This is a genomic window from Kitasatospora sp. NPDC056181 (genome assembly GCF_042266225.1).
GTDB lineage: Bacteria > Actinomycetota > Actinomycetes > Streptomycetales > Streptomycetaceae > Kitasatospora.
Map to the genome: position 1 here is coordinate 29,980 of NZ_JBHJUK010000009.1, position 26,925 is coordinate 56,904.

Annotated in this window: 22 protein-coding genes; 2 read left to right on the forward strand and 20 right to left on the reverse strand. The window is 72.7% G+C overall.

Annotation, left to right across the window (positions count from 1 at the left end; genetic code table 11):
* Window positions 1-243: 243 nt before the first annotated feature.
* The 4 genes from ACFC1F_RS06250 to ACFC1F_RS06265 all read right to left on the reverse strand — a co-directional run bounded on the left by ACFC1F_RS06250 (window position 244) and on the right by ACFC1F_RS06265 (window position 3,037).
* Entirely contained in the window at window positions 244-705 is a 462-nt protein-coding gene (locus tag ACFC1F_RS06250; protein ID WP_376156040.1) for a GNAT family N-acetyltransferase, read from the reverse strand.
* Window positions 706-732: 27 nt separating this feature from the next.
* The gene (locus tag ACFC1F_RS06255; RefSeq protein WP_209411961.1) at window positions 733-1,671 is read right to left on the reverse strand and encodes an RluA family pseudouridine synthase; all 939 of its coding nucleotides are present in this window, start codon (window positions 1,669-1,671) and stop codon (window positions 733-735) included.
* A 72-nt stretch (window positions 1,672-1,743) separates the two neighbouring features.
* The gene (gene lspA / locus ACFC1F_RS06260; RefSeq protein ID WP_376156121.1) at window positions 1,744-2,391 is read right to left on the reverse strand and encodes a signal peptidase II; all 648 of its coding nucleotides are present in this window, start codon (window positions 2,389-2,391) and stop codon (window positions 1,744-1,746) included.
* Window positions 2,392-2,527: 136 nt separating this feature from the next.
* A complete protein-coding gene (locus ACFC1F_RS06265; RefSeq protein WP_307853072.1) occupies window positions 2,528-3,037 on the reverse strand; it encodes a TraR/DksA family transcriptional regulator in 510 nt (169 codons plus the stop codon).
* A gap of 711 nt (window positions 3,038-3,748) precedes the next feature.
* On the opposite strand from ACFC1F_RS06265, the gene ileS reads away from it, so the two are divergent.
* The gene (gene ileS, locus ACFC1F_RS06270; protein WP_376156042.1) at window positions 3,749-6,931 is read left to right on the forward strand and encodes an isoleucine--tRNA ligase; all 3,183 of its coding nucleotides are present in this window, start codon (window positions 3,749-3,751) and stop codon (window positions 6,929-6,931) included.
* Window positions 6,932-7,067: 136 nt separating this feature from the next.
* Here the strand turns inward: ileS and ACFC1F_RS06275 are convergent, their stop codons facing one another.
* The 16 genes from ACFC1F_RS06275 to rsmH form a co-directional block, all read right to left on the reverse strand.
* Window positions 7,068-8,411, reverse strand: a complete 1,344-nt coding sequence (locus ACFC1F_RS06275; protein WP_209411957.1) for a DivIVA domain-containing protein — start codon at window positions 8,409-8,411, stop codon at window positions 7,068-7,070.
* Between the two features lie 59 nt (window positions 8,412-8,470).
* Window positions 8,471-8,752 (reverse strand): YggT family protein, encoded by a 282-nt coding sequence (locus ACFC1F_RS06280; RefSeq protein WP_148645520.1) that lies wholly within the window; start codon window positions 8,750-8,752, stop codon window positions 8,471-8,473.
* A gap of 95 nt (window positions 8,753-8,847) precedes the next feature.
* Window positions 8,848-9,450 (reverse strand): cell division protein SepF, encoded by a 603-nt coding sequence (locus ACFC1F_RS06285; RefSeq protein ID WP_350544118.1) that lies wholly within the window; start codon window positions 9,448-9,450, stop codon window positions 8,848-8,850.
* Window positions 9,451-9,677: 227 nt separating this feature from the next.
* On the reverse strand, window positions 9,678-10,466 hold the full coding sequence (locus ACFC1F_RS06290) for a YggS family pyridoxal phosphate-dependent enzyme (RefSeq protein WP_376156045.1): 789 nt from the start codon (window positions 10,464-10,466) through the stop codon (window positions 9,678-9,680).
* Entirely contained in the window at window positions 10,463-11,197 is a 735-nt protein-coding gene (gene pgeF, locus ACFC1F_RS06295; RefSeq protein WP_376156047.1) for a peptidoglycan editing factor PgeF, read from the reverse strand. Before pgeF ends, ACFC1F_RS06290 begins: the two co-directional genes overlap by 4 nt.
* Window positions 11,194-12,420 (reverse strand): cell division protein FtsZ, encoded by a 1,227-nt coding sequence (ftsZ, locus tag ACFC1F_RS06300; RefSeq protein WP_209411953.1) that lies wholly within the window; start codon window positions 12,418-12,420, stop codon window positions 11,194-11,196. The genes pgeF and ftsZ overlap by 4 nt, the downstream gene beginning before the upstream one ends.
* A 366-nt stretch (window positions 12,421-12,786) precedes the next feature.
* Window positions 12,787-13,563 carry a cell division protein FtsQ/DivIB gene (locus ACFC1F_RS06305; protein WP_376156048.1) on the reverse strand — a complete coding sequence of 259 codons (777 nt, stop codon included), beginning with the start codon at window positions 13,561-13,563 and terminating at the stop codon, window positions 12,787-12,789.
* Window positions 13,556-14,662 (reverse strand): undecaprenyldiphospho-muramoylpentapeptide beta-N-acetylglucosaminyltransferase, encoded by a 1,107-nt coding sequence (murG, locus tag ACFC1F_RS06310; RefSeq protein ID WP_148645515.1) that lies wholly within the window; start codon window positions 14,660-14,662, stop codon window positions 13,556-13,558. Before murG ends, ACFC1F_RS06305 begins: the two co-directional genes overlap by 8 nt.
* Window positions 14,663-14,668: 6 nt before the next feature.
* Window positions 14,669-15,976 carry a putative lipid II flippase FtsW gene (ftsW, locus tag ACFC1F_RS06315; protein WP_148645970.1) on the reverse strand — a complete coding sequence of 436 codons (1,308 nt, stop codon included), beginning with the start codon at window positions 15,974-15,976 and terminating at the stop codon, window positions 14,669-14,671.
* 141 nt (window positions 15,977-16,117) lie between these two features.
* A complete protein-coding gene (gene murD, locus ACFC1F_RS06320; RefSeq protein ID WP_376156050.1) occupies window positions 16,118-17,551 on the reverse strand; it encodes a UDP-N-acetylmuramoyl-L-alanine--D-glutamate ligase in 1,434 nt (477 codons plus the stop codon).
* Complete coding sequence (gene mraY / locus ACFC1F_RS06325; protein ID WP_376156052.1) at window positions 17,548-18,609, reverse strand: phospho-N-acetylmuramoyl-pentapeptide-transferase; 1,062 nt, start codon at window positions 18,607-18,609, stop codon at window positions 17,548-17,550. The genes murD and mraY overlap by 4 nt, the downstream gene beginning before the upstream one ends.
* On the reverse strand, window positions 18,609-20,012 hold the full coding sequence (gene murF, locus ACFC1F_RS06330; RefSeq protein ID WP_209411949.1) for a UDP-N-acetylmuramoyl-tripeptide--D-alanyl-D-alanine ligase: 1,404 nt from the start codon (window positions 20,010-20,012) through the stop codon (window positions 18,609-18,611). The genes mraY and murF overlap by 1 nt, the downstream gene beginning before the upstream one ends.
* Window positions 20,009-21,661, reverse strand: coding sequence for a UDP-N-acetylmuramoyl-L-alanyl-D-glutamate--2,6-diaminopimelate ligase (locus ACFC1F_RS06335; RefSeq protein WP_376156054.1), 1,653 nt, complete (start codon window positions 21,659-21,661; stop codon window positions 20,009-20,011). The genes murF and ACFC1F_RS06335 overlap by 4 nt, the downstream gene beginning before the upstream one ends.
* A 6-nt stretch (window positions 21,662-21,667) precedes the next feature.
* Window positions 21,668-23,932 (reverse strand): penicillin-binding transpeptidase domain-containing protein, encoded by a 2,265-nt coding sequence (locus ACFC1F_RS06340; RefSeq protein WP_376156056.1) that lies wholly within the window; start codon window positions 23,930-23,932, stop codon window positions 21,668-21,670.
* Between the two features lie 67 nt (window positions 23,933-23,999).
* Entirely contained in the window at window positions 24,000-24,581 is a 582-nt protein-coding gene (locus ACFC1F_RS06345; protein ID WP_376156057.1) for a cell division protein FtsL, read from the reverse strand.
* A 36-nt stretch (window positions 24,582-24,617) separates the two neighbouring features.
* On the reverse strand, window positions 24,618-25,595 hold the full coding sequence (gene rsmH / locus ACFC1F_RS06350) for a 16S rRNA (cytosine(1402)-N(4))-methyltransferase RsmH (RefSeq protein WP_376156059.1): 978 nt from the start codon (window positions 25,593-25,595) through the stop codon (window positions 24,618-24,620).
* A gap of 635 nt (window positions 25,596-26,230) precedes the next feature.
* On the opposite strand from rsmH, the gene ACFC1F_RS06355 reads away from it, so the two are divergent.
* Complete coding sequence (locus tag ACFC1F_RS06355; protein ID WP_209411945.1) at window positions 26,231-26,773, forward strand: carbonic anhydrase; 543 nt, start codon at window positions 26,231-26,233, stop codon at window positions 26,771-26,773.
* Window positions 26,774-26,925 lie beyond the last annotated feature (152 nt).

Below are 26,925 nucleotides of genomic sequence, written 5' to 3' on the forward strand. Positions count from 1 at the left end.
GATACCACCGCGGTCTGTCACCGGCCGCGGGGGGCGGGGCCGGCCGCCCCCCCCCCCCCCCCGTGTTGCGGCCGGGCGGGGCGGGGGCGGCCCCCCCCGCCCCGGGCCGGCCACGGGGGTTGCCCCCCCAACCCCCCCCCACCGCCGTCACCCATCATCCGCTCCCGACCGTCGACGCCGGGAATCCCCGGACGGCCCGCGTCCGGAGCACCGGCCGACCGTCCGCGCGGACCGTCCGGAGTCCTAGAGAAGCCGCGTCATCGTCCGGTGCGGGATCCCCGCGTCGTCGTAGACCGGCCCCTCCGCCGCGTACCCGAGCCGCTCGTAGAACCCGAGTGCCTGCACCTGCGCGTGGAGCTCGACCTCGCGCGCACCGCGGTCCCGGCCGGCCGCCTCGACCGCCCGCACCAGGTCGGCGCCCAGCCCCGTCCCGCGCGCCGCCTTCACGACCGCGAGCCGCCCGAGCAGTACCCGCCCCGCGATCCCGCCGGTCAGCTTCAGCGCCTGCTCGCCGTGGATCAGCCGGGCGGTGCCGAGCGGCTCACCCGCCGGTCCGACCGCCAGCAGGTGCTCCGAGGTCGGGTCGAGGTCGTCCCACTCCTCCTCCTCGGCGATCCCCTGCTCGACGATGAACACCTCGCGCCGGACGCCGTGCACCAGCGCGAGGTCCGCCTCGCCCTCGGCCACCCTGATGACCGTGCCCATCCTGCTCCTCCCCCGTCCCCGGTTCTCTCAGCTCTCGGAAGCGATGATGTCGAGCGCCTTGCGCAGGTCCGCCGGGTACTCGCTGGCGAACTGCACCCACTCGCCGTCCGACGGGTGCTCGAAGCCCAGCGAGACCGCGTGCAGCCACTGCCGGGTCAGGCCGAGCCGCTTGGCCAGCGTCGGGTCGGCGCCGTAGGTGAGGTCGCCCACGCAGGGGTGGCGCAGCGCGGACATGTGGACCCGGATCTGGTGGGTGCGCCCGGTCTCCAGCTTGATGTCCAGCAGCGAGGCGGCCCGGTAGGCCTCGATCAGGTCGTAGTGGGTGACGGACGCCTTGCCGTCGCGGGTGACCGCCCACTTCCAGTCCGAGCTGGGGTGGCGCCCGATCGGCGCGTCGACGGTGCCGCTCATCGGGTCCGGGTGGCCCTGCACGAGGGTGTGGTACTTCTTCTCGGTCACCCGGTCGTGGAACTGCCGCTTGAGGTCGGTGTACGCGCGCTCCGACTTCGCCACCACCATCAGGCCGGAGGTGCCGACGTCGAGGCGGTGCACGATGCCCTGGCGCTCGGCGGCGCCCGAGGTGGAGATGCGGTAGCCGGCCGCGGCCAGGCCGCCGATCACGGTGGGGCCGGTCCAGCCGGGGCTGGGGTGCGCGGCGACGCCGACCGGCTTGTCGACGAGCACGATGTCCTCGTCGTCGTGGACGATGCGCATGCCCTCGACGTGCTCGGCGACGATCTGCACGGGCGCGGCGGGGGCGGGGATCTCGACCTCCAGCCAGGAGCCGGCGGTCACCCGGTCCGACTTGCCGGCCACGGCGCCGTCGAGCGTCACCTTGCCGTCGGCGGCCAGTTCGGCGGCCTTCGTCCGGGAGAAGCCGAACATCCGGGCGAGGGCGGCGTCGAGGCGCTCGCCCTCCAGGCCGTCGGGAACGGGGAGGCTGCGGATCTGCGCTGCGGTACTCACCCGTACGAGTATGCCGGACGCGGACGCCGCCCCTCGCCCCTGCGGCCCGGCCCGCACTCCCCCCGGCCGGGCCTACTCGCCCCGGCCGCCGGCCTTCCCGCTCTTCTCCGGCTGCTGGTGGACGGTGCCGTCCGGGTTGCTGCCGCGGAAGGAGAGCAGGACGACGAGGATGCCGCCGCAGACGATCGCCGAGTCGGCGAGGTTGAAGACCGCGAAGTGCTGGACGGAGATGAAGTCCACCACGTGGCCGCGGAAGGCGCTCGGCGCACGGAACAGCCGGTCGGTGAGGTTGCCCAGGGCGCCGCCGAGCAGCAGCCCGAGCGCGATCGCCCACGGGAGGCTGTACAGCCGGCGGGCGATCCGCCAGATCACCACGATGACGGAGGCGGCGATCACCGTGAAGACGATGGTCAGCGCCTGCCCCATGCCGAAGGCGGCCCCGGAGTTGCGGATCACCTGGAAGGTCACCACGTCGCCGACCACCTTGATCGCCGCGTGGTTCTCCAGCCTGGCGACGACCAGCAGCTTGGTGCCCAGGTCGATCAGGAAGGCGACGAGCGCGACGGTCATCAGGACGCCGATCCGGCGCCGGCCCCTGGGCGTCTCCTGCTCCGCCGGGGTGGCGGTCACCTCACCGGGCTCGGCCACGGCCTCCTCCACGGCTTCCGCGGGGATGGGGACGGCTTCGTCCCGCGTCTGGGGGGAACCTTGCGTACTGATGATCCGCTCCGCTGCCGATGGGAGTCCCCCCGGTCGAGGGCGGGGGGAGAGTGGGCCGCTGGTCGCCGGGACGGGCCGGTCGGGCGACGTTACGGGGTCGAGCGTACGGCAAGCCCGACCCCCCGCGTCGTCCCGGTCAGCGGCGTTCCTGCTTGGCCTTGCACTGGACGCAGAGCGTCGCCCGGGGGAAGGCCTGGAGGCGGGCCTTTCCGACGGCCTGGCCGCAGGACTCGCAGATGCCGAAGCCGACGCCCTCCAGCCTGACCAGGGCGTGCTCGGTCTGGGCGAGGCTGTCCCGCGCGTTGTTGGCGAGGGCCAGCTCGCTCTCCCGCGAGATGTTCTTCGTACCGGCGTCCACCTGGTCGTCGCCGGCTCCGTCGTTGGAGTCACGCATCAGACCGGTGATGGCGGCCTCGGCGGCGTCGATCTCGTTCTGCAGCCGCTCCAGTTCGCCGATCAGCTCGGCGTGCAGCTCGTGGACCTCCTCGGAGGTCCACGGGTCCTCGCCCGGGCGGACCGGAAGCTCGGCCGGGTCCACCGATTCCGCACCGCCGCCGCGGGCCGCGGCGGCGGCCGGGGTGCGGGTGCGGCCGGGGGCCACGAGCGTGGTGTCGTTGCTGGTCTTGTGCCGTGCGGTAGTGGTCACGGTCCCCTCCCCTGGTTCGCCTGCCACGGCCTTGCGTGCCCGCTTGGTGGCGGTACCCGCGCCGGTTGCCTTCTCAGCCATGGCTTCGACCCCATTTACGAACGAATTGAGCCGCCGGTTCCCGGCGGCCTCCAGTGCCGGAACGATAATCCCCATCAAAACCGGTCACAACATGACATACCGGCACCTCGCCATGATCCCACCCAGGCAGCCGCCACAGCCGCCCCGCCCCGCGCGCTGACCAGTGTTGTGCCCAGATCACCCCCTCCTAACCACCTCGCCGACCACCCTGACGAGCCGCTCCGGCACCGGCCGCAGAACGGTCGGACGGCGGTCGAAGGGGCGGTCGGCACGCCGGCGGGCCAGGGGCGGGGCACCGGCGGAACGCGGGCCCCGCGACGGGAAGAACCGACTTGCGGCGGCCGATACACTGGGCCTGCAAGGCGCAGATGGGACGAGTACCGACGTACGCAGCCACCAGCGACCCGGGGACGGTGTGAGCCCGGGGGCGTGCACGGCGGGAAGATCACCCCGGAGCCGCCGGAAGAACGGCCCAGGCAGCACGCAGCGGCCCACTAGACCCGGCAGCAAGCCCAAACAAGAGGGCCGCAGGCAGCATCGCGGCCAAGGAGGGTGGTACCGCGGGGCGGCTCGCCGTCTCGTCCCTCCGTCGGATCCAGTCCACGCATCCGCCGGAGGTAGACGCCCGCGATGACCCCCCAACCCGCCACCCACCACCACCCTTCCGACGACGCGCTGCGCGCGGCCCCGGTCTACAACCCCGTTCCCGCGCAGGTCGACCTGCCCGCCCTGGAGCACCGGATCCTGTCGTTCTGGCAGGACAACAAGGTCTTCCAGCGCAGCCTCGAACAGTCCGAGGGCCGCCCCGAGTGGGTCTTCTACGAGGGCCCGCCGACCGCCAACGGAATGCCCGGCGCCCACCACATCGAGGCCCGCGTCTTCAAGGACGTCTTCCCCCGCTACCGGACGATGAAGGGCTACCACGTCGCCCGCAAGGCCGGCTGGGACTGTCACGGCCTCCCGGTGGAGCTGGCCGTCGAAAAGGAGCTCGGCTTCTCCGGCAAGCAGGACATCGAGGCGTACGGCATCGCCGAGTTCAACGCCAAGTGCCGCGATTCGGTGACCCGCCACACCGACGCCTTCACCGAGCTCACCACCCGCATGGGGTACTGGGTCGACCTCGACGAGGCCTACCGGACGATGGACCCGTCCTACGTCCAGTCCGTGTGGTGGTCGCTCAAGCAGATCTTCGACAAGGGCCTGCTGGTCCAGGACCACCGCGTCGCCCCCTGGTGCCCGCGCTGCGGCACCGGCCTCTCCGACCACGAGCTGGCCCAGGGCTACGAGACCGTGGTCGACCCCTCGGTCTTCGTCCGGTTCCCGCTGACCAGCGGCCCGCTGGCCGGCCAGGCCGCGCTGCTGGTCTGGACGACCACCCCGTGGACCCTGGTCTCCAACACCGCCGCCGCCGTCCACCCCGAGGTGACCTACGTGGTCGCCACCGACGGCGAGGAGCGGCTGGTCGTCGCCGAGCCGCTGCTGGCCAAGGCCCTCGGCGAGGGCTGGGAGCCCACCGGCCAGTCCTTCACCGGCGCCGAGATGGAGCGCTGGGCCTACCGCCGCCCGTTCGACCTGGTCGAGATCGAGAACGCGCACTACGTCCTCAACGCCGACTACGTCACCACCGAGGACGGCACCGGCATCGTCCACCAGTCGCCCGCCTTCGGCGCCGACGACCTCGCGACCTGCCGCAAGTACGGCCTGCCGGTGGTCAACCCGGTGCTGGCCGACGGCACCTTCGCCCCCGAGGTCCCGCTGGTCGGCGGCCAGTTCTTCAAGAAGGCCGACGAGGCCCTGGTCGCGGACCTCAAGGAGCGCGGCCTGCTCTTCCGCCACCTCCCGTACGAGCACAGCTACCCGCACTGCTGGCGCTGCCACACCGCGCTCCTCTACTACGCGCAGCCGTCCTGGTACATCCGGACCACCGCCGTCAAGGACGCGCTGATCCGCGAGAACGAGGCCACCAACTGGTTCCCGGAGACGGTCAAGCACGGCCGCTTCGGCGACTGGCTGAACAACAACATCGACTGGGCGCTGAGCCGCAACCGCTACTGGGGCACCCCGCTGCCGATCTGGCGCTGCGAGGAGGGCCACCTCACCTGCGTCGGCTCGCTGGCCGAGCTCTCCGAGCTGACCGGCACCGACCAGAGCGGCCTCGACCCGCACCGCCCGTACATCGACGACGTCACCTTCGCCTGCCGCGACTGCGGCGGCACCTCCACCCGGGTGCCCGAGGTGATCGACGCCTGGTACGACTCGGGCTCGATGCCGTTCGCCCAGTACGGCTACCCGTACCAGAACAAGGAGCTGTTCGAGAAGCGCTACCCGGCGCAGTTCATCTCCGAGGCGATCGACCAGACCCGTGGCTGGTTCTACACGCTGATGGCCGTCGGCACGCTGGTGTTCGACAGGAACAGCTACGAGAACGTCGTCTGCCTGGGCCACATCCTGGCCGAGGACGGCCGCAAGATGTCCAAGCACCTGGGCAACATCCTGCAGCCGATCCCGCTGATGGACCAGCACGGCGCCGACGCGGTCCGCTGGTTCATGGCGGCCGGCGGCTCGCCCTGGTCGGCCCGCCGGGTCGGCCACGGCACCATCCAGGAGGTGGTCCGCAAGACCCTCCTCACCTACTGGAACACCGTCGCCTTCCAGGCCCTGTACGCCCGCACCTCCGGCTGGGCCCCCTCGGCGAACGACCCGGCCCCGGCCGACCGCCCGCAGCTGGACCGCTGGGTGCTCTCCGAGCTGAACACCCTGGTCCGCGAGGTCGACGCGGCCTTCGAGGCGTACGACACCCAGCGCGCCGGCAAGCTGCTCTCCGGCTTCGTCGACGACCTCTCCAACTGGTACGTCCGCCGCGGCCGCCGCCGCTTCTGGCAGGGCGACGCCGCCGCGCTCGCCACGCTGCACGAGGCGCTGGAGACGGTCACCCGCCTGATGGCCCCGCTCACCCCGTTCATCACCGAGCAGGTCTGGCAGGACCTGGTCGTCCCGGTCGCCCCGGACGCCCCGGCCTCGGTCCACCTGGCCACCTGGCCGGAGGCGGACGAGGCGCTGATCGACGCGGACCTCTCCCGCCACATGGCGCTGGTCCGCCGCCTGGTCGAGCTGGGCCGGGCCACCCGCGCCGAGTCCGGTGTGAAGACCCGTCAGCCGCTCTCCCGGGCGCTGGTCGCGGCCCAGGGCTGGGAGGAGCTGCCGGCCGACCTGCGCGCGCAGATCGCCGAGGAGCTCAACGTCTCCGCCCTGGAGTCGCTGGCGGAGGTCGGGGGCTCGCTGGTCGACACCACCGCCAAGGCCAACTTCCGCGCGCTGGGCAAGCGCTTCGGCAAGGGCGTGCAGGACGTCGCGAAGGCGGTCGCCGCCGCCGACGCCGCCCGCCTCGCCGCCGACCTGCGGGCCACCGGCTCCGCCTCGGTGGAGCTGGACGGCGAGCGGATCCCCCTCTCGCCCGACGAGGTGATCATCACCGAGACCCCGCGCGAGGGCTGGGCCGTCGCCAACGAGTCCGGCGCCACCGTCGCCCTCGACCTGGCCATCACCCCGGAGCTCAAGCGCCTGGGCATCGCCCGCGACGCGATCCGCCAGATCCAGGAGGCCCGGAAGAACTCCGGCCTGGACGTCGCCGACCGGATCGTCCTGCGCTGGCGCGCCAGCGGCGAGGAGACCGCGGAGGCCATCGCCGAGCACGGCCCCCTGGTCGCCGAGGAGGTCCTGGCCACCGACTTCGCCGCCGGTGCCGCCGACTGGGAGTCCGAGACCTTCACCGACGAGGGCCTCGGCCTCGCCTTCCAGCTCCGCAAGGCCTGACCGGACGACCGAAGCCGCCGCCACCCCGCCCGGGGTGGCGGCGGCTTCGCCGTTGCCCCGCACGCACGAACGAGGGCGCCCCCACCGTGACCCGGAGGTCACAGAGGGGGCGCCCTCGAAATACCCGGCTACAACCTCAGTTGTCGCCGTCCTCGTCGATCAGGAACCCGCGCATCGGCGCCGGCGCCTGCTGCATCGGCTGCGGAGGCTGCGGACGGACGGCGGCCATCGGCTGCGTCATCCCGGCCGGCTGCATCTGCGGGGCACCGGAGTTGCCGCCCGACGCCTGCCCGCCGAAGCTCGGCGCACCGGAGTTGCCGCCGAAGGAGCTCTGCCCGCCGAACGACGGCTGGTTGCCACCGAAGGACGGCTGGTTGCCACCGAAGCTCGGCGCACCGCTGCCCATCGTGGACGCACCGGCCGGAGCCATCGACGACGCGGCCGGCGGCAGCGACGCGGTGGCCGGGATGCGCGGCGGGGCGAGCGAGTCGTCCGCCTGCGACTCCAGCTGGCGCAGCTGGGTCTCCAGGTACGACTTCAGACGCGTGCGGTACTCACGCTCGAACGCCCGCAGGTCCTCGACCTTGCGCTCCAGCGTGGCACGCGCGGACTCCAGCGAGCCCATCGCGACGCGGTGCTTCTCCTGCGCGTCCCGCTCCAGGGCGTCGGCCTTGGCCCGGGCGTCGCGCTCCAGACCCTCGGCCCGGCTGCGCGCCTCGCCGACGATCTTGTTGGCCTCGGAACGGGCCTCGGAGATCGCCTGGTCGGCGGTCTGCTGGGCGAGCGCCAGGACACGGGCGGCGCTGTCGCCACCGGGACCCTGCTGCTGCTGCATCGGGCCGCCGAGCGGGCCGCCCATCTGCTGCTGCGGGCCGCCCATGGGGCCGCCCATCTGCTGCATCTGCTGCTGGCCCATGCCCTGGCCCATCGGGTTGCCCATCTGCTGCGGGCCACCGGGGCCGCCCATGGGCTGGAGCATCTGGCCGCCCATCGGCTGGACCAGCTGCTGCTGGCCGCCCATGGTCTGGTTCATCTGCTGCTGCGGGCCGCCCATCTGCTGCGGACCGCCGGGGCCGGCCGGGAGCTGCGGGGCGCCGGACGGCAGGCCGAGGGGCTGGTTGCCCATCTGCTGCTGCTGCTGCGGGCCGCCCATCTGCTGCGGGCCGCCGGGGCCGCCCATCTGCTGCGGACCGGGGCCCTGCTGCTGCCCGGGGACCGGCGGGCCGGATATGGCGGCCGGCACGGGGGCGCCGGGACGCGAGTCCTGCGGCGGCTCCTTGCGCATGTTGGCCTGGTTCTGCGCGGCGGCACGGGTCGCGGCGGCCAGCTTGGCGCGCAGGTCCTCGTTCTCGCGGAGAAGGCGGGTCAGCTCCGCCTCGACCTCGTCGAGGAAGGCATCGACCTCGTCCTCGTCATAGCCTTCGCGCAGGCGGACGGTCGTGAACTGCTTGTTCCGAACGTCCTCGGGGGTCAATGGCATCTCTTCACCTCAACGTGATCGTCGGCACACCGGCATCCTGTCGCATCGCTCACCTACGACTAGGGCCGCACAAGCGAGATCAGGACATACACAATGATCATCAGTACGAAGAAGGACAGGTCGAGCGCCACGCCCCCGAGACGCAACGGCGGGATGAACCGCCGAAGAAGCTTGAGCGGCGGATCCGTGACAGTGTACGTGGCCTCCAGGACCAGGACCATGGCCTTGCCGGGCCGCCACGAACGCGCGAACTGGAACACCCAGTCCATCACCAGCCGCACAAGCAGGAACACCAGGAAGACGGTCAGCGCGTAGTAGAGCACCGCCCACACGATCCCCATCGCGCTTCCCTCTCCCCTGTCGTCCCGGCCCTTGGGCCCTGCTGCCTGTCGTTAACTCACTGTCGATCAGATCCACACGTAAAGTCGTGGCCGGGTCAGCTCTGGTTGAAGAACCCACCCTCGGCGATCCGAGCCTTGTCCTCCGCCGTGACATCGACGTTAGCAGGCGACAGCAGGAACACCTTCTGCGTCACGCGCTCGATACTGCCGTGCAGACCGAAGACGAGTCCAGCGGCGAAGTCTACGAGGCGCTTCGCGTCGGTGTCGTCCATCTCGGTCAGATTCATGATCACCGGCGTCCCGCCACGGAACTGTTCCCCGATGGTACGGGCCTCGTTGTAGGTCCGCGGGTGCAGCGTGGTGATGCGGTAGGGCTCTCGTTCGTTCACTACCTTGGGCATGATCACCGGGGCGCTCTTCTCCAGGTTGTGGCGGCGTTCGGGTGTGATGGACGACACTGGGGCCATCCTCGGAGTCTCCTGCCGGATCGGGACCGCGGCCGGTACGGGCTGCGGCGTGATCGAGGAGACCGGGGCGGGCGCCGGAGCGGCGGGCCGGGGAATGTCCTCCGTCCGCCCGGTGCGGATCGGCTCGGGGTCCGCGTCGTAGTCGTCGTCGGGGTCGTACCCCTGACCGTCGTACGTCTCGTCCTCCACGAGGCCGAGGTAGACCGCCATCTTGCGCATTGCGCCGGCCATGCTCCTGTCTCCTCCGCTTGTGGTGGACCCGCTCCTCACCGGCGGCCAGGCCGTACGGCCCCGCCTGCGGATTCCGCGGTCCGCCCACGACCGCCCGTCAGGCCGACGGCCGGTCAGAAGTCGTGGGTGGGGGCCGCGGAGCTGCGATCCACGGTTGGCTAGCGCTCTGGAAAGCTGCTAGTTTCTGTCCTATTTTGTCCTGCAGTCTGATCTACTACCCGGTGACGTTACCCGAGGGGTGACCGCACTCCGAGTACCGCCGTTCCGACGCGCACGTGTGTCGCCCCGGCGGCAACGGCCTGCTCCAGGTCGCCGCTCATTCCTGCGGAGACCATGGTGGCAGCCGGATGGGCCGCCCGTACGGCGGTTGCGATTTCCGCCAGCCGCCCGAACGCCCGGGCCGGGTCTCCGGCGAGCGGTCCGGCGAGCGGGGCGACGGTCATCACACCGTCCAGCCGCAGCCCGGGCGCGTCGGCGATCGCCCCGGCCAGCGCCTCGACGTCCGCCGGGGCGACCCCGGCCCGGCCCTCGCCCTCGCCGTGCTCCTTCTCCAGCGCGACCTGCACCAGGCAGCCCAGCTCCGGCCTCCCGGACGCCCCCACCGCCGCGGAGAGCGACCCGACCAGCCGCAGCCGGTCGACCGAGTGCACGTGGTTCGCGTACCGGACCACCGAGCGGACCTTGTTGGTCTGCAGCTGGCCGACGAAGTGCCAGGCCAGCGGAAGGTTTCCGCACAGCTCCGCCTTGGGGGCGGCATCCTGGTCGCGGTTCTCCGCGACGTCGGTGACGCCCAGCGCGGCCAGCAGCGCGGTGTCCTCGGCCGGGTACGTCTTGGTGACGACGACCAGCTTCACCTCGTCACGCGCCCGCCCGGCCGCCGCACAGGCGTCGGAGATCCGCCGCTCGACGACGTCGAGGTTGGTGCCGAGCTGCTCGTACCTGGCCCGCTGGCCCTCCGTCAGGGCGTCGAGGAACTCGGGGCTGCCCGGGAACGGTCCGTAGATGTCGTTCGTCATGAGATGTCAGAGCCCAACCAGACGTAGCTCGCGAGCCGGCCCGTGCGCTGCTCGCGGCGGTAGGAGTAGTGATCGGAAGATTCGAGGGTGCAGACCGATGATCGCACCAACTCGGTGACTCCCGCAGCGGCCAGCTGGGCCGCCACTCCCTCCGGCAGGTCCAGGGCCGGAGTGCCCCAGGACGTCTCGGCGTACGCGGCCGGCACCAGCCCGGCGACCTCGGCGCGCAGTGCGGCCGGCACCTCGTAGCAGCGGCCGCAGACCGCGGGCCCGATCGCGGCGGTGATCCGCCCCGGCTCGGCGCCCAGCCCGACCATGGCCGCGACCACCGCCGGCACCACGCCCGCGGCGAGCCCGGGCCGGCCCGCGTGGGCCGCCCCCGCCACGCCCGCCGCCGGGTCGGCCAGCAGAACCGGGGTGCAGTCGGCGGTCAGCACCGCCAGCGCCAGCGGCCGGTCGGTGACCACCGCGTCCACCACCGGGGCCTCCCCGGCCGGCTGGCGCTCCGTGACCACGGCGACCTCCGCGCCGTGGACCTGGTTCATCCAGACCACGTCCGCCGGGTCGAGGCCCAGCGAGCGGGCCGCGATCGCCCGGTTCTCCCGGACGGCGGCCGGGTCGTCCCCCACCGCGCCGCCGAGGTTCAGCTCCCCGTACGGCGAAGTGCTCACCCCGCCCCACCGGGTGGTGAAGGCGAAGTGAGCACCGTTGCGGGACGTGCGATCGATCACTTAAGGAAGTCCGGGACGTCGAGCTCCTCGGCGGGGCTCTCCACGAACGGCTGCCGCGCGGGCTGCACCTGCGGAGGCACCGGGGCGGCGGTCGCGGTGGCCGGGGCCTCGGACGGGCGCGGCGCGCCGGCCGTCTCACCCTCCGGGCGGGCCGTCACCGAGCCGATGCTCCCGTACGAGGGCCGGCTCGCCGGACGCTCGGGGGCGGGGGCCGGCGCCGCGGCCGGGGCCGTCTGGCCGGCCTTGACCACCGGGTCGCGGACGATGGCCGGCGGCTGGCCGCCGTCGAAGCCCGCGGCGATCACGGTGACGCGGACCTCGTCGCCGAGCGCGTCGTCGATGACCGCACCGAAGATGATGTTGGCCTCGGGGTGCGCGGCCTCGCTGACCAGCTGGGCGGACTCGTTGATCTCGAACAGGCCGAGGTCGGAGCCGCCGGAGATGGAGAGCAGGACACCGCGGGCGCCGTCGATCGAGGCCTCCAGCAGCGGCGAGGAGATCGCCATCACGGCGGCCGCCTTGGCGCGGTCCTCCCCGCGGGCCGAACCGATGCCCATCAGCGCCGAGCCGGCGTCCGACATCACGGACTTGACGTCGGCGAAGTCGAGGTTGATCAGACCCGGGGTGGTGATCAGGTCGGTGATGCCCTGGACGCCCGAGAGCAGCACCTGGTCGGCGGAGCGGAACGCGTCCAGCACGCTGACCTGGCGGTCCGAGATGGACAGCAGCCGGTCGTTGGGGATCACGATCAGGGTGTCGACCTCTTCGCGCAGGCCGGCGATGCCGTCCTCCGCCTGGTTCGCCCGGCGGCGGCCCTCGAAGGTGAACGGGCGGGTGACCACGCCGATGGTCAGCGCGCCGAGCGAGCGGGCGATGTTGGCGACGACCGGCGCGCCGCCCGTGCCGGTACCACCGCCCTCGCCGGCCGTCACGAAGACCATGTCGGCCCCCTTGAGGACCTCCTCGATCTCCTCGCGGTGGTCCTCGGCGGCCTTGCGGCCGACCTCGGGGTTGGCGCCGGCGCCGAGGCCCCGGGTGAGTTCACGGCCCACATCGAGCTTGACGTCGGCGTCGCTCATCAGGAGGGCCTGCGCATCGGTGTTGATCGCGATGAACTCGACGCCCTTGAGACCGACCTCGATCATCCGGTTGATGGCGTTGACACCACCGCCGCCGATACCGACGACCTTGATGACTGCGAGGTAGTTCTGCGGTGCTGCCACGTCGAAGGCCTCTCGCCTCGAATTTCCGGGTCGGCCCGGCTCCCGGTGGGGTGCCGTTCCGACGGATGTCGATGGGTAGGGAGCCTGGTTTCTGACTGAATGTCTGAAATGCCGACCGCCGACCCCAACCCTAAACTTGACCTTTAGGGTTAGTCCTGTGCCCCCGTCACATCACCAGGAAGCACAGTCTGGTGACACAGGACACTAGGTGGCCCCGGGCACGTGTTTCAACGAACACGCCGAGCTTCCCTTTTTCTTTTGAGCCTATGTGATCATCAACCGGCTTATGAAACCGGGGTGACCACCAAGGGTCGGGCCGACACGAAACCCGCGTCAACCCCTCCCCCAGACAGAGAACCTACCGGATCATCCGGACACCGCCGGCGCCTCCGGAGCGCTCACATCGAAGTTCGTACCCTTCTGATGCAGCAGCGCCACCAGGACCCGGGCCTTGCGATCGGTCTGCTCCGGACTCCCCCAGCGCACCGTCGCACCCCCGCTGAGCTGCAACTGGATGTCGTCGTAGGAGTGCACCAGCACCGACCCGGCCCGCTGCCGGACCTCCTCGGGCAGGCCGGCGGCCACCGTCACCGCGCCCTGCACCAGCTGCGAACGGGAGATCACCTGATCCGCGTCCCGGGCCGGCTGACCGAGCCGCAACTCCACCACCGGCACCCCCTCGGGGGCGGCCGACTCGGTGGCGAAGCTCACGCCCCCCGCGTCGACCTGGGTGAACCGGCCGTCCTCCTCCTTGACGACGGCGACCGGCCTGCGCTGGACGATCTTCACCTGGAGGGTGTGCGGCCAGCCGCGCCAGACCTCGGCCCCGGCCACCCGCGGGATCGCCTTCACCCGCCGCTCGACGCCGGCCAGGTCCACCCGGGCCAGCGGGCCGTCGCCGACCGTGCCGATCGCCGCGCGGACCTGGTCGGCCGTCAGCTTGTCGTCCTGCACGCCCTGCACCGAGACGCTGCGCACGTCCAGCACCGACGAGAGGAACACCAGCCAGGCCAGCCCGCCGAGCACCAGGGCGCCGAGCGCACCCAGCACCACGACGCCCCGCCGGGAGAGCCGGAGCCGGGGAGCGTACTCCCCGGCCTCCAGCTCCTCGTCCAGGGGGTCGGCGAGCCGGCCGTCAGCCACGACGGCGGCCGCCCCGGGCTGCCTCGATCGCCTCGTACACCATGCCGACCAGCAGCTCGTCGGCGTCCCGGCGGCCGAACTCGGCGGCGGACCGGCTCATGTCCCAGAGCTTCTGCGGGTCCGTGAGGACCGGCAGCACGTTCTGCAGCACCCAGTCCGGGGTCAGCTCCGCGTCGTCGACCAGCAGGCCGCCGCCGGCCTTGACCATCGGCTGGGCGTTCAGCCGCTGCTCGCCGTTGCCGATCGGCAGCGGGACGAAGGCGGCAGGCAGGCCGACCGCGGCCAGCTCGGCCACCGTCATGGCACCGGCCCGGCAGAGCATCAGGTCGGCGGCGGCGTACGCGAGGTCCATCCGGTCGACGTACGGGACCGGACGGTACGGCGGCATCCCGGGGATGTCGTCCACCTGCGGCAGCTCGTTCTTCGGGCCGACCGCGTGCAGGATCTGCACGCCGTACTGCTGGAGCCGCGGCGCGATCGCGGTGACGGTCTCGTTGAGGCGGCGGGCGCCCTGCGAACCGCCGGAGACCAGCAGGGTGGGCAGGCGCTGGTCGAGGCCGAAGTAGTGCCGGGCCTCCGGGCGGGCCGCGTTGCGGTCCAGCGTCGCGATGGTCCGGCGCAGCGGGATGCCGATGTACCGGGAGTCGCGCAGCTTGCTGTCCGGCGTGGAGACGGCGACGAAGTCGCTGTACCGGGCGCCGATCTTGTTGGCCAGGCCGGGCCGGGCGTTGGCCTCGTGCACCACGATCGGCACGCCGGCCCGCTTGGCGGCCAGGTAGGCCGGCATCGCGACGTAGCCGCCGAAGCCGACCACCACGTCCGCGTTGACCCGCTCGATGATCTCCTGGGCGGCCCGGACGGTGCCGCGCAGCCGGCCCGGGACGGTGATCAGCTCGGGGGTGGGCTTGCGGGGCAGCGGGACGGCCGGGATCAGCTCCAGCTGGTAGCCGCGCTCGGGTACCAGCCGGGTCTCCAGGCCGCGTTCGGTGCCCAGGGCGGTGATCCCGATGGACGGGTCGTGCCTGCGGAGGGCGTCCGCGAGGGCGAGGGCCGGCTCGATGTGACCGGCGGTCCCCCCGCCGGCGAGTACGACATGCACCGAAATTCACCGCTCCCTGCGCGCCGGCACCGGGGCCGGGCGCGCTGTGGTTCGTCGTCGTGGCAGCACCCGGGCCAGTCGTCTCCTGATCCGGGAGTTCTTGCTCCGGGCGGCCAGGGCCGCCTTCGCGCCCGAGGTGCTGCGTGCGAGGCAGAGCAGCACACCGATCGCGGACATGGCCGACAGCATGGCGGAACCGCCGTAGGAGAACAGCGGGAGCGGGACGCCCGCGATGGGCAGCAGTCCCAGCGCCGACCCGAGGTTGATCACGGCCTGCGCCATGATCCACGTGGTGGCGGCTCCCGCGGCGTACCTGACGAAGGGGTCCTTCGTACCGATGGCCACACGGATACCCGCGTAGCCTAGTGCCGCAAAGAGACCGATCACCGACAGCGTCCCCACCAGGCCCAGTTCCTCGCCGGTCGCGGCGAAGATGAAGTCGGTGTGCGCCTCCGGGAGCTGGCCCCATTTCTCGACGCCGGCGCCGAGTCCGGAGCCGAAGAGACCGCCGAGCCCGAACGAGTAGACCCCGTGCAGGGCCTGGAAACAGGCGCCGGCCGGGTCGAGCTTGGTGACGCCGATGCAGGAGAGCCGTTCGGCCCGGTGCGGGACGGTCACCACCAGGGCGGTGCACACCACGACGGCGACGCCGAGGGTGGCCACGAAGAGCCGCAGCGGGGCGCCGACCATCCAGAGCAGGCCGAACAGCATGGCCACCAGGATCATCGAGGTGCCCATGTCACCGCCGAGCATGATCATCGCGAGCAGCAGCAGGGCGCCGGGCACCAGCGGCACGAGCAGGTGCTTCCACTGGTCGAGGGTGCCGTTGCGCTGCTTGCGGGCGAGCAGGTCGGCGCCCCAGAGCACCAGTGCGAGTTTGGCGAACTCGGACGGCTGGAACTGGAAGAAGCCCAGGTCCAGCCAGTTCCGGTTGCCGTTGACCTCCACCCCGACGCCGGGGATGGCGACCAGCGCCAGCGCGCCGATCACCCCGAGCATCACCGGGTAGACGATCACCCGCAGCACCGCGACCGGGACGGACGCGAAGCCGATCAGCAGGACGAGGCCGAGCATGGCCGCGACCAGCTGTTTGAGGAAGTAGAACTGTGCCGAGCGGTGCTGGCCCAGGGCGAGGATCTGCGAGGCGGAGAAGACCATCAGCAGGCCGAGCACCACCAGCAGCAGCGTCGAGCCGATGATCAGCAGATAGGGCGTGAGCGGCCGGTCCAGCGTGTACCGCAGGCGGGCCCGGAAGGCCTGCACGCGGGCCACCGGCCCGGCCGACTTGTAGGCGGTCGTGGTGGCCGAGATCACCCGCCACGGATCGGCCGGGCCCTTCTCCGGCGCACCGGTACCGCCCGCCCTGCCCTGCCCCGCCACCACGCCCCGCTCTCCTCCGTCCTCGCCCCGCCCGCCTCCCGGCCGCGGCCCCGGGGCCCGCTCGGCCGGGGGCCGTCAGCTGCCCGCCAGCCCCCGGACCGCCGCCGCGAAGAGGTCGCCGCGCTCGCCGTAGTTGGTGAACATGTCCATCGAGGCGCAGGCCGGGGCCAGCAGCACCGTGTCCCCCGAGCGGGCGAGTGAGGCGGCCGCGCGGACCACCTCCGTCATCGCCACCGCGCCAGTCTGGCCCTCGGCGGCCTCGATGACCGGGACATCCGGCGCGTGTCGCGCCAGGGCCTCCCGGACCAGCGCGCGGTCCTCGCCGATCAGCACCGCGCCGCGCAGCCGCTCGGCCGCGCCCTGGACGAGGTCGTCGAAGGTGGCGCCCTTGGCCAGGCCGCCGGCGATCCAGACGATCGGCCGGTACGCGGCCAGCGAGGCCGCGGCGGCGTGGGTGTTGGTGGCCTTGGAGTCGTCGATGTAGGTGACGCCGTCGACCACGCCGACCTCGGCGATCCGGTGGGCGTCCGGGCGGAAGGCCCGGAGGCCCTCGCGGACGGCCTTGGGGTCGACCCCGTACGCCCGGGCGAGGGCGGCGGCGGCGAGCGCGTTGGCGATGTTGTGCGGCGCCGGCGGGTTGACGTCCTCGACGGAGCCCAGCTCGGCGGCGCTCTTGGCCCGGTCCGGCACGAAGGCGCGGTCCACCAGCAGGCCGTCGACCACGCCGAAGTTCGACAGGCCGGGCGCCCCGAGGCCGAAGCCGACCGCCCGGCACCCCTCCTCGACGTCGGCCTCGCGGACCAGCGCCTCGGTGGCCGGGTCGGCCAGGTTGTAGACGCAGGCGACGACGTTGCCCTCGTAGATCCGGCCCTTGTCGGCGGCGTACGCCTCCATCGAGCCGTGCCAGTCCAGGTGGTCCGGCGCCAGGTTGAGGACGGCCGCCGAGTACGGGCGCAGCGAGGGCGCCCAGTGCAGCTGGTAGCTGGAGAGTTCGACCGCGAGCACGTCGTACGGCTCGTCGGCGAGCACCGCGTCCAGCACCGAGACCCCGACGTTGCCGACGGCGGCGGTGCGCCGGCCGGCGGCGGTGAGGATCGAGGCGAGCATCTGGACGGTGGTGGTCTTGCCGTTGGTGCCGGTGACGGCCAGCCAGGGGGCGGGCTCGCCGGTGGCCGGCAGCGGCCTGCGCAGCCGCCAGGCGAGTTCGACGTCGCCCCAGACCTCGATGCCGGCCGCGTCGGCGGCGGCGAACAGCGGGCTGCTGGGCGGCCAGCCGGGCGAGGTGACGATCAGCCGGGTGCCCTCGGGCAGGCTGTCGCCGTCGCCGAGGCGCACGGTGATGCCCTGGGCCGTCAGCTCGGCGGCGCGGGCCTTCAGGCCCTCGCTCGAACCGCCGTCCACGACGGTGACGTGGGCGCCGAGGCCGTGCAGCACGCGGGCGGCGCTGATCCCGGAGACGCCGAGGCCGGCGACGGTGACCGGCAGTGCGGCCCAGTCGGGGTTGGTCATCCGGTCACCCATCCCGCGTAGAAGAGGCCGAGGCCGACGGCCACGCAGAGGCCCTGGATGATCCAGAAGCGGACCACGATCAGGACCTCGGTCCAGCCCTTGAGTTCGAAGTGGTGCTGCAGCGGGGCCATCTTGAAGACGCGCTTGCCGGTCATCCGGAAGGAGCCGACCTGGATGATCACCGAGAGGGTGATGACCACGTAGAGGCCGCCGAGCAGCGCGAGCAGCAGCTCGGTGCGGGAGCAGATCGCCAGGCCGGCCAGGGCGCCGCCGAGGGCGAGCGAGCCGGTGTCGCCCATGAAGATCTTGGCGGGCGAGGTGTTCCACCAGAGGAAGCCGAAGCAGGAGCCCATCAGGGCGGCGGCGACCACCGCGAGGTCCAGCGGGTCGCGCACGTCGTAGCAGTTGGCGGTGGCCGAGATGGCGTAGGCGCAGCTCTGGCCGTACTCCCAGACGCCGATGAAGGTGTAGGCGCCGAAGACCATCACCGAGGCGCCGGTCGCCAGACCGTCCAGACCGTCCGTCAGGTTCACGCCGTTCGACATCGCGGCGATCATGAAGTAGGCGAAGATCACGAACAGCACCGGCCCGATGGACCACTTGAAGTCCCGGACGAACGACAGGTGCTGGGAGGCCGGGGTGAGACCGCGGTCGTCGGCGAACTGCATCGCCAGCCCCGCGAAGACGAGGGCGACGGCGGACTGGCCGACGAGCTTGGCCTTCGCCCGCAGGCCGAGCGAGCGGCGCTTGACGACCTTGATGTAGTCGTCGAGGAAGCCGACCAGGCCCAGACCCACCGTCAGGAAGAGCACCAGCAGCCCGGAGGCGGTCGGGGTCTCGCCCGTTATCGCCTTGGTGGCGAAGTAGGCGATGACCGTCGCCAGGATGAAGGCGATGCCGCCCATGGTGGGCGTGCCCTTCTTGCTGTGGTGCGCCTTGGGGCCGTCGTCGCGGATGTACTGGCCGTAGCCCTGCTTGGCGAGCAGCTTGATCAGGGCCGGGGTGCCGAGCAGCGACAGGACCAGGCCGATCATGCCGGAGAAGAGGATCTGCTTCATCAGGCGGCCGCACCGTCCGCGAGCAGCGCCTCGGCAACCTTCTCCAGCCCCACCGAGCGGGAGGCCTTCACCAGGACCACATCCCCCGGCAGCAGCTGACTGCGCAGCAGCTCGACCGCCGCGTCCGCGTCGGACACCAGCACCGACTCCTCACCCCACGAACCTTCGTTCCTCGCGCCCAGTTCCATGCAGGCCGCCTCGCGACCGCCGACCGCCACCAGCTTGGTGACGTCCAGCCGTACCGCGAGCCGCCCGATGGCGTCGTGCTCGGCCAGGCTCTCCTCGCCGAGCTCCCGCATCTCGCCGAGCACCGCCCAGGTCCGGCGGCGCTCCGGGCCGCGGCCCCCCATCGAGACCAGCGCCCGCAGCGCGGCCCGCATCGAGTCGGGGTTCGCGTTGTAGGCGTCGTTGACGACGGTGACACCATCGGCCCGGTCGACGACCTCCATGCGCCAGCGGGACAGCGCACCCGCCTCGCTCAGTGCTTCGGCGGTGTCGTCGACGGACATCCCGAGCTCCACCGCCACCGCAGCGGCGGCGAGGGCGTTCGAGACGTGGTGCTCACCGTACAGGCGCAGGTTCACCGGTGCGGAACCGGCTGGGGTGGTCAGCGTGAACGATGGCCGTCCGGTGGAGTCCAGGCGAACATCCTGTGCCCGGACGTGGGCCTCCTTCGACTCCCCGAAGAGGACCACCCTCGCCTTCGTCCGGGAGGCCATCGCGCGCACCAGCGGGTCGTCGGCGTTGAGGATCGCCGCACCGTCCGCCGGCAGCGACTCGACCAGCTCGCCCTTGGCCTCGGCGATCGCCTCCTTCGAGCCGAACTCGCCGACGTGCGCGGTGCCGACGTTCAGCACCAGGCCGATCCGGGGCGGGGTGATCGAGGTGAGGTACTCGATGTCGCCCTTGTGCCGGGCGCCCATCTCCATCACCAGGTGCCGGGTGCCGGCCTCGACCCGCAGCGCGGTCATCGGGTGGCCGATCTCGTTGTTGAGCGACCCGGGCGGGTAGACGGTCTCGCCGTGGCGCTGGAGCAGCTGGGCGATCAGGTCCTTGGTGCTGGTCTTGCCGGCCGAGCCGGTCAGCGCGACCACGGTGGTGGCCTCGGCCCGGGCGACCACGGCGCGGGCCAGCTTGCCGAGCGCGTCCACCACGCTGTCGACCAGGACGGCGGGAACGCCGACCGGGCGGGAGGCGAGCACCGCGACGGCGCCCGCCGCGACCGCGGTGGTCGCGTACTCGTGGCCGTCCACGTGCTCGCCGACGAAGGCCGCGAAGAGGCCGCCGGGGCGCACCTTCCGCGAGTCGACCTCGACCGGACCGGTCACCTGGGTTCCGGGGTCGGCGCCGTCCAGGGTGCCCCCGACTGCTGCGGCCACCTCGGCGAGGGTCAGTGCGATCACTGCTGCTCTACTCCTCGGTCGCCCCGGGCGGCCGTGGTCTGCGTGATGGATTCGCGCAGCACCTCCCGGTCGTCGAAGGGGCGGATCTCGTCTCGTACGTACTGGCCGAGCTCGTGGCCCTTGCCGGCCACCAGCACGGTGTCCCCGGCCTGGGCGCGCGCCACCGCGAGGTGGATCGCCTCGGCACGGTCGGGCACCACCAGGACGGCGCCGCGCTCGGACTCCGGCACCGAGGCGGCGCCGGTCAGCATGGTGGCGAGGATCGCCAGCGGGTCCTCGCTGCGCGGGTTGTCGCTCGTCAGCAGGGCGGTGTCGGCCAGGCGGGCGGCGATGGCGCCCATCGGGGCGCGCTTGTGCGGGTCGCGGTCCCCGCCGCAGCCGATCACCACGTGCAGCCGGCCCTTGGTGACCTCGCGCAGCGAGCCGAGGACGGCCTCCAGGGCGTCCGGCTTGTGGGCGTAGTCGACCACCGCGACGTACGGCTGTCCGGCGTCGACCCGCTCCAGCCGGCCCGGCACACCGGGCACCGCCGCGATCCCGGCGACGGCCTGCTCCAGCGGCAGTCCGGCGGTGACCAGCAGGGTGATCGCGGCCAGCGCGTTGGCCACGTTGAACGGGCCCGGCAGCGGGACGGCCGCGTCGGCCTCGGCGCCGTCGGGGCCGAGCACCCGGAAGGTCGAGCCGACCGGGCCGAGCTGGACGTCGACCGCCCGCCAGTCGGCCTCGGGCGCGCCGGTGGCGGAGAAGGAGGTGACCGGGATCTCCGCCTCGGCGACCAGCCGGCGCCCGTACTGGTCGTCCAGGTTGGCCACCCCGAGGCGGGACTTGCCGGGCTGGAAGAGCCGGGCCTTCGCCTGGAAGTAGTCCTCCATGTCCGGGTGGAAGTCGAGGTGCTCGGGGGTGAGGTTGTTGAACAGCGCGACGTCGTAGACCACGCCGTCGGTGCGGCCGAAGACCAGCGCGTGGCTGGAGACCTCCATGGTCACCGCGTCCGCGCCGGCCTCGCCCATCACGGCGAGGATCGCGTGCAGGTCGGTGGCCTCGGGGGTGGTCCGCTCGCTCTTGATCCGCTCGCTGCCGACCCGCATCTCGACGGTGCCGATCACCCCGGGGTTGCGCCCGGCGCCGCGCAGGCCGCCCTCGACCAGGTAGGAGGTGGTGGTCTTGCCGTTGGTCCCGGTCAGCCCGATCATCAGCAGCCGCTCGGAGGGCCGGCCGTAGACGGCGGCGGCCAGCTCGCCCATCCGGGCCCGCGGCCGGTCGACCACCAGCAGCGGCAGGCCGGTGCCGGCCGCCAGCTCGGCGCCGGCGGGGTCGGTGAGCATCGCCACCGCGCCCGCCGCCGCGGCCTGGGCCGCGAAGGCCGCGCCGTGGTGGTTGGCGCCCGGGAAGGCCACGTACACATCGCCCGGGCGCACCGCGCGGGAGTCGTGGGTGACACCGGTGACCGGGCCCCCCTCGACCGGCGCGAGGCCGAGCAGACGGGCCAGCCCGGCGAGCGGCTGGGCCTGGGCCCGGGCGGGCCGGGGCGGAGTCACGGTGGTTTGATCGGGTTTCGGCACGGCGGGAAGGCTATCCGCCGAAGGGTGCCCAGGGCCAAACCGGGCCCGTGCCGTGCCGTCGTCCCGCCCGGTCTGCTGGTGGCTCATGGTCGATCACGGCTTCCAGTCGACGGGCAGGTTGGGTGCCTCGCTGCCGCTCGGCGGGACCTGCAGGGTCTTCAGGGTGAACTCCATCACCTGTTTGAACACCGGACCGCAGAGCTGGCCGCCGAAGTGGCCGTTGACCGGTTTCTGGATCACGCAGGAGACGGTGACCCGGGGTGCGTCGGCGGGCGCGAAGCCGATGAAGGACGCGGTGTAGCCGTCGTAGCCCTTCCCGTTCGCCGCCGCCCGGTTGGCGGTACCGGTCTTGCCGGCCACCCGGTAGCCGGGGACCGCGGCCTTGCCGCCGGTGCCCTGCTCGTCGGTGACCACCGACTCCAGCATCTCGGTGAGGGTCTTGGCGGTCTGCTCGCTGACCACCCGGGTCTGCGCCCCGGGTGCGGCCGGGGTGTATTTGCCGTCCGGCGAGGTGGTGCCCTGGACGACGCTCGGCGCCACCCGGACGCCCCCGTTGGCGATGGTGGAGTAGACCGAGGTGGCCTGCAGGGCGTTGAGGGTCATCGGGCCCTGGCCGAAGGTGATGTTGTACTTCTCCGAGGCCACCAGGTCCTCCGGCTTCTTCAGCTTCCCGGCGGTCTCGCCGGGGAAGCCGAGGCCCGAGGGCTGGGCGACGCCGAACTTGTGGAGGTAGCCGTCGAGCACCCGGTTGGCCTCCGGCTGGTCGGCGCCGAGCGTCTCGAAGGCCTCGATGGTGCCGATGTTGGAGGACTTGGCGAGCACCCCGGCGAGGGTCAGGTACCAGGTGTCGTGGTCGACGTCGTCCTGGAAGTTGACGTCCGCGCGCTGGAGCCGGCCCGGCACCGTGACCTTGGTGTCCCAGGTGGCCTTGCCGGTGTCCAGCACGGCGGCCATGGTCATCAGCTTGGCGGTGGAGCCGGGCTCGTAGGCGTCCTGCAGGGCCGCGTTCCCGAGCTGGGAGGACTTGGCCGTGCTGAGGTCGTTGGGGTTGAAGCCGGGCGAGGTGGCCATCGCCAGCACCTGGCCGGTCTTCACGTCCTGGACGACGACGTAGCCCTTCTCCGCCCCGGCGTTGGCGACCTGGTCGGTGATGGCGCGCTGGGCGGCCCACTGGATGTCCCGGTTGATGGTCAGCCGCAGGTCGGTGCCGGGCACGGCCGGGTCCAGCGATCCCCCGGCGGTGGGCACCAGCCGGCCGCCGGACTGGGCGTAGCTGCTGTGGCCCTCCTTGCCGGCCAGCACCTTCTGGTACTGCGACTCCAGGCCGCCGGCGCCCTCGCCCTCGGCGTTGACGAAGCCGACCAGGTTGGCGGCCAGCCCGTCCGAGGGGTAGACCCGCTTCTGGGTGTCCCGGTTGAAGACCCCGGCCAGCGGGTTGAAGCACTCGTTGTCCAGCCTGGTCCGCCCGCCCTCGTCCACGGGCTTGTTCAGCAGGCGCCGCTGGGCCACGCAGGAGCGGGAGTTGGCCTGCTTCTCCAGGGTCGACTTGAGGTCGCTGATCTGGTTCTTGACGTCCGGGGTCTGCTGGGCGGCGAGCCGCTTGTAGCGGCTCTTGGGGGTGTGCAGGTCTGCGGCGATCCGCTCCTTGGGCAGGCCGAGGATCGGTGCGAGCAGCGCGGCCGCCTGCTCGGGCGCGTCCGGGATGCCGGCCGCGCCGGGGGTGAACATCGCCGGGTCGGCGGTGATGTCGTACGCGTCGACGGTGGTGGCCAGGGCCACGCCGTCGGCGGACGTTATCGAGCCGCGTTCGGCGGTGATCGGGATGTCCAGGTAGCGGTTGGTGTTGGCGTCGGCGGCGAGCGCGTCGGAGTCCAGCAGCTGGAGCTGGACCAGGCGGCCGGCGAAGACCGAGAACACCAGGGAGAGCGCCACGGTGACCACCCGGAGCCGGCGGCGCGGATCGGCCAGCCGGATCGCCTTGGACTGCGGGCGCTGCGGCGGGCGGGATTTCGGGCGCGGCCGGCCGGACGCCTGGCCGTGGACCGGCGGGCGGGCGGCCGGGCGGCGCTGCTGCGGCGTCCGGGGGGCCTCGCCCTGCCGGCTGCGGACCGCCCGGTCCGCGGCCGGCTGCTTCGCGGGCTGGGCCTTCGCAGGTTGGGCCTTCGCCGCCGGTGCCTTCCCCGGCTGGGCCTTGGGCGGCTGCTGCGAGCGCGCGGGCTGCGGTTTGGCGGGCTGCTGCCTGCCGGGCTGCGCCTTGCCGGACTGGCCGCGCGCGGCCTGGCGCGGCGCGGCGCCCTTGGCGGCGGGCCTGGGGCGGCCGGTGCCGCCTCCGCCTGACGGCTGTCGTGGCGTGCTCATGCCCCCACCTCGCTGCGCCCGGCGGGCGCGTCGTACGCCCCCTGCCCGGTCCGCTCGTTCCGTTTGCTCATCGGCCCGCACCCCCGGTCGCGGTCGGCGCCGGCCGCGGCGCGGGGACGGCGGGGTTGATCTGGACGGTGGTGTCGCCGCCGCCCGCGGGGGCCGTCGGCGCGGCGGCGCTCGGCTGGGCGCTCGGCGAGGGCTGCGGCTTCCCCGGCCACGGCTCCGCGGTGGACCGTTTCACCGGCTGGCCGTCCTGCGCCGGAGCGGGCGTGCCGAGCACCTTGCCCCCGTTCGGGACGTCCAGGAAGGCCATCCCGCCGGCCGGCACCATGCCCAGCTCGGTGGCCCGGCGCGCCAGCGCGTCCGGCGCGGAGTTCTGGTCGATCTGGTGCTGGAGGCCCTGCTGCTCGTCGGTGAGCACGGTGGTCTGCCGCTGGAGCCTGGAGAGTTCGAAGGAGCCCTCGTTGAGCGCGGTGTTCAGCGCCAGCAGGCCGAGCAGCCCGGCCGCGAGCAGGACCACCACCAGGACCGCGAACGGCGTCCGCCCCCGTACCGGGCGCCGCCCGGGGCGGACCGTGATCCGCGCCCTGCCGCCCTGCCCGGGGAGCACCGCGCCCCCCGCCCCGCCTCCGGCCACCGGCCCCACGCTGTCTCCTCCGCCCTTCGGACCGCCCCGGCCTGGTCAGCCCCGGGTGGTGCTTCGGTCCCTGATCCTCTCCGCCACCCGCAGCCGCACGGGCGCGGCGCGCCGGTTCTCCTCGATCTCCTCCTCGGTGGCCAGCTCGGCACCGCGGGTGATCAGCTTCAGCCAGGGCTGGTGCTCCTCGGGGACGAACGGCAGCCCCGGCGGGGCGGTGCTGGTCGCCCCGGCGGCGAGGTACTGCTTGACCAGGCGGTCCTCCAGCGACTGGTAGGACATCACGACGATCCGACCGCCCAGCGCCAGGGCGTCCAGTGCTCCCGGGATCGCCCGGTCCAGGACCTCCAGCTCGCCGTTGACCTCGATCCGCAGCGCCTGGAAGGTGCGCTTGGCCGGGTTCCCGCCGGTGCGGCGGGTGGCGGCCGGAATGGCGTTGCGCACCAAATCGACCAGACGCGCACTGGTGGTGAACGGTTCCTTCTCGCGCTCGCGCACGATCACCGAGGCGATCTTCCCGGCGAACCGCTCCTCGCCGTAGACCTTGAGGATCCGGGCCAGCTGGCCGTGGGTGTAGGTGTTCAGCACCTCGGCCGCGCTCAGGCCGCGGGTCTGGTCCATCCGCATGTCGAGCGGGGCGTCCTGGGAGTAGGCGAAGCCGCGCTCGGCCTCGTCCAGCTGCATCGAGGAGACGCCGAGGTCGAACAGGACGCCCTGCACCTCGGGGATGCCGAGGCGCTCCAGCACCTCGGGGATCTCGTCGTAGACGGCGTGCACCAGGGTCGCCCGGTCGCCGAACCGGGCGAGCCGCTCGCCGGAGAGCTTCAGCGCCGCCGGGTCACGGTCCACCGCGACGAGCCGGACCTCCGGGAACTGGGTCAGCAGGGCCTCGCTGTGCCCGCCGAGGCCGAGGGTGGCGTCCACCACCACGGCCCCCGGCTGGGAGATGGCCGGGGCCAGCGCGTCCATGCACCGCTGCAGCATCACGGGGACGTGCTTGGGGGCCGGATCATTGGTGGTCATGCGCGGTGGCGCCCTTCCTCGGTGCGGAGCAGCCCGATGTCCGGGAGCTCCGACCATTTTGGCCCACTGCGCACCGGAACCGGCGCCTGGGGGGAGCAGCCCGGGCCGGGACGCGGCCCGTGGTCCCCGCCCGCTCTGGGGAAGGTCGTGACCGCCCGGCACCGGGGAAGGTGCGCCAGGTGGCACGGAGCGGGTGGAGGCCACGGGCCGCGTCGGCCGCCGCACCGGCCGGAAAGGCCCGGTTGACGGGCTCCGGCGGGTGTGCTCCACTGCGCCGCAACTCTATCGCGCGGACCCCGCCAGTCAATGGCCCGCTCCGGCGCACCACCCGGGCGGCGGTACGGATCACCGCAGGTCGCGGCCTTCCCGCCGGCCCGCCGACACCGTCTCCCGGGGTCGCGCGGCGGCCTCGCGCGCCCCGTCCGTCCCGGCAGTGCCCCCGTGACCCTCCCGGAACCCCCGCCCCGTCGTCCCGGTACCTGGGCCCGGCCCTCCCGGCACCCGCACGGGGCGGACATATCCGGACGGAACGACCTCCAGGGCCGTCGGGTTGTGGATATGCACTCGATCACAGCCACCTGCTCTGTAGCCACTGACCCCACCACGGACGGGAGAATCGCACTAACGTCTCCGGTATGACAGTGACTCCCGACCGGCCCACGCCGACCGCCGCTGCCGACGCCACCCACCCGACCATCATCGACCGTTTCGTCGCGTCCAACCGCGAGTACGCGGTGACCTTCCGCGACGGCGGCATGGACGCCCGCCCGGTCCAGCAGATCGCCGTGGTCGCCTGCATGGACGCCCGCCTCGACCTGTTCGCGGCACTCGGCCTCGAACTGGGCGACGCCCACGTCATCCGCAACGCCGGCGGCGTCGTGACCGACGACACCATCCGCTCGCTCACCATCAGCCAGCGCGCCCTCGGCACCCGCTCCGTCGCACTGATCCACCACACCGGCTGCGGCCTGCTCGGCCTCACCGAGGACTTCCGACGCGAGCTGGAGCTGGAGGTCGGCCAGCGCCCGCAGTGGGCGGTGGAGGCCTTCGTCGACCTGGACGGCGACGTCCGGCAGTCCATGCAGCGGGTGCGCACCTCGCCGTTCCTGCTGCACACCGACGACGTGCGCGGCTTCGTCTTCGACGTCCACACCGGACTGCTCCGCGAGATCTCCTGACCCCGTCCCCGCTCCCCGGCACCGCCGCCGGCCCGGCCAGCGCCGTCCGGGCCACGCCGCGGCGTTCCCGTCGCACCCGGGTGCCGCCTCCCCGGCGCATCCCTCCCCCTTCCCCCGGCGCTTCCCCGCCGGATGGTGACTTCTGGCCACCG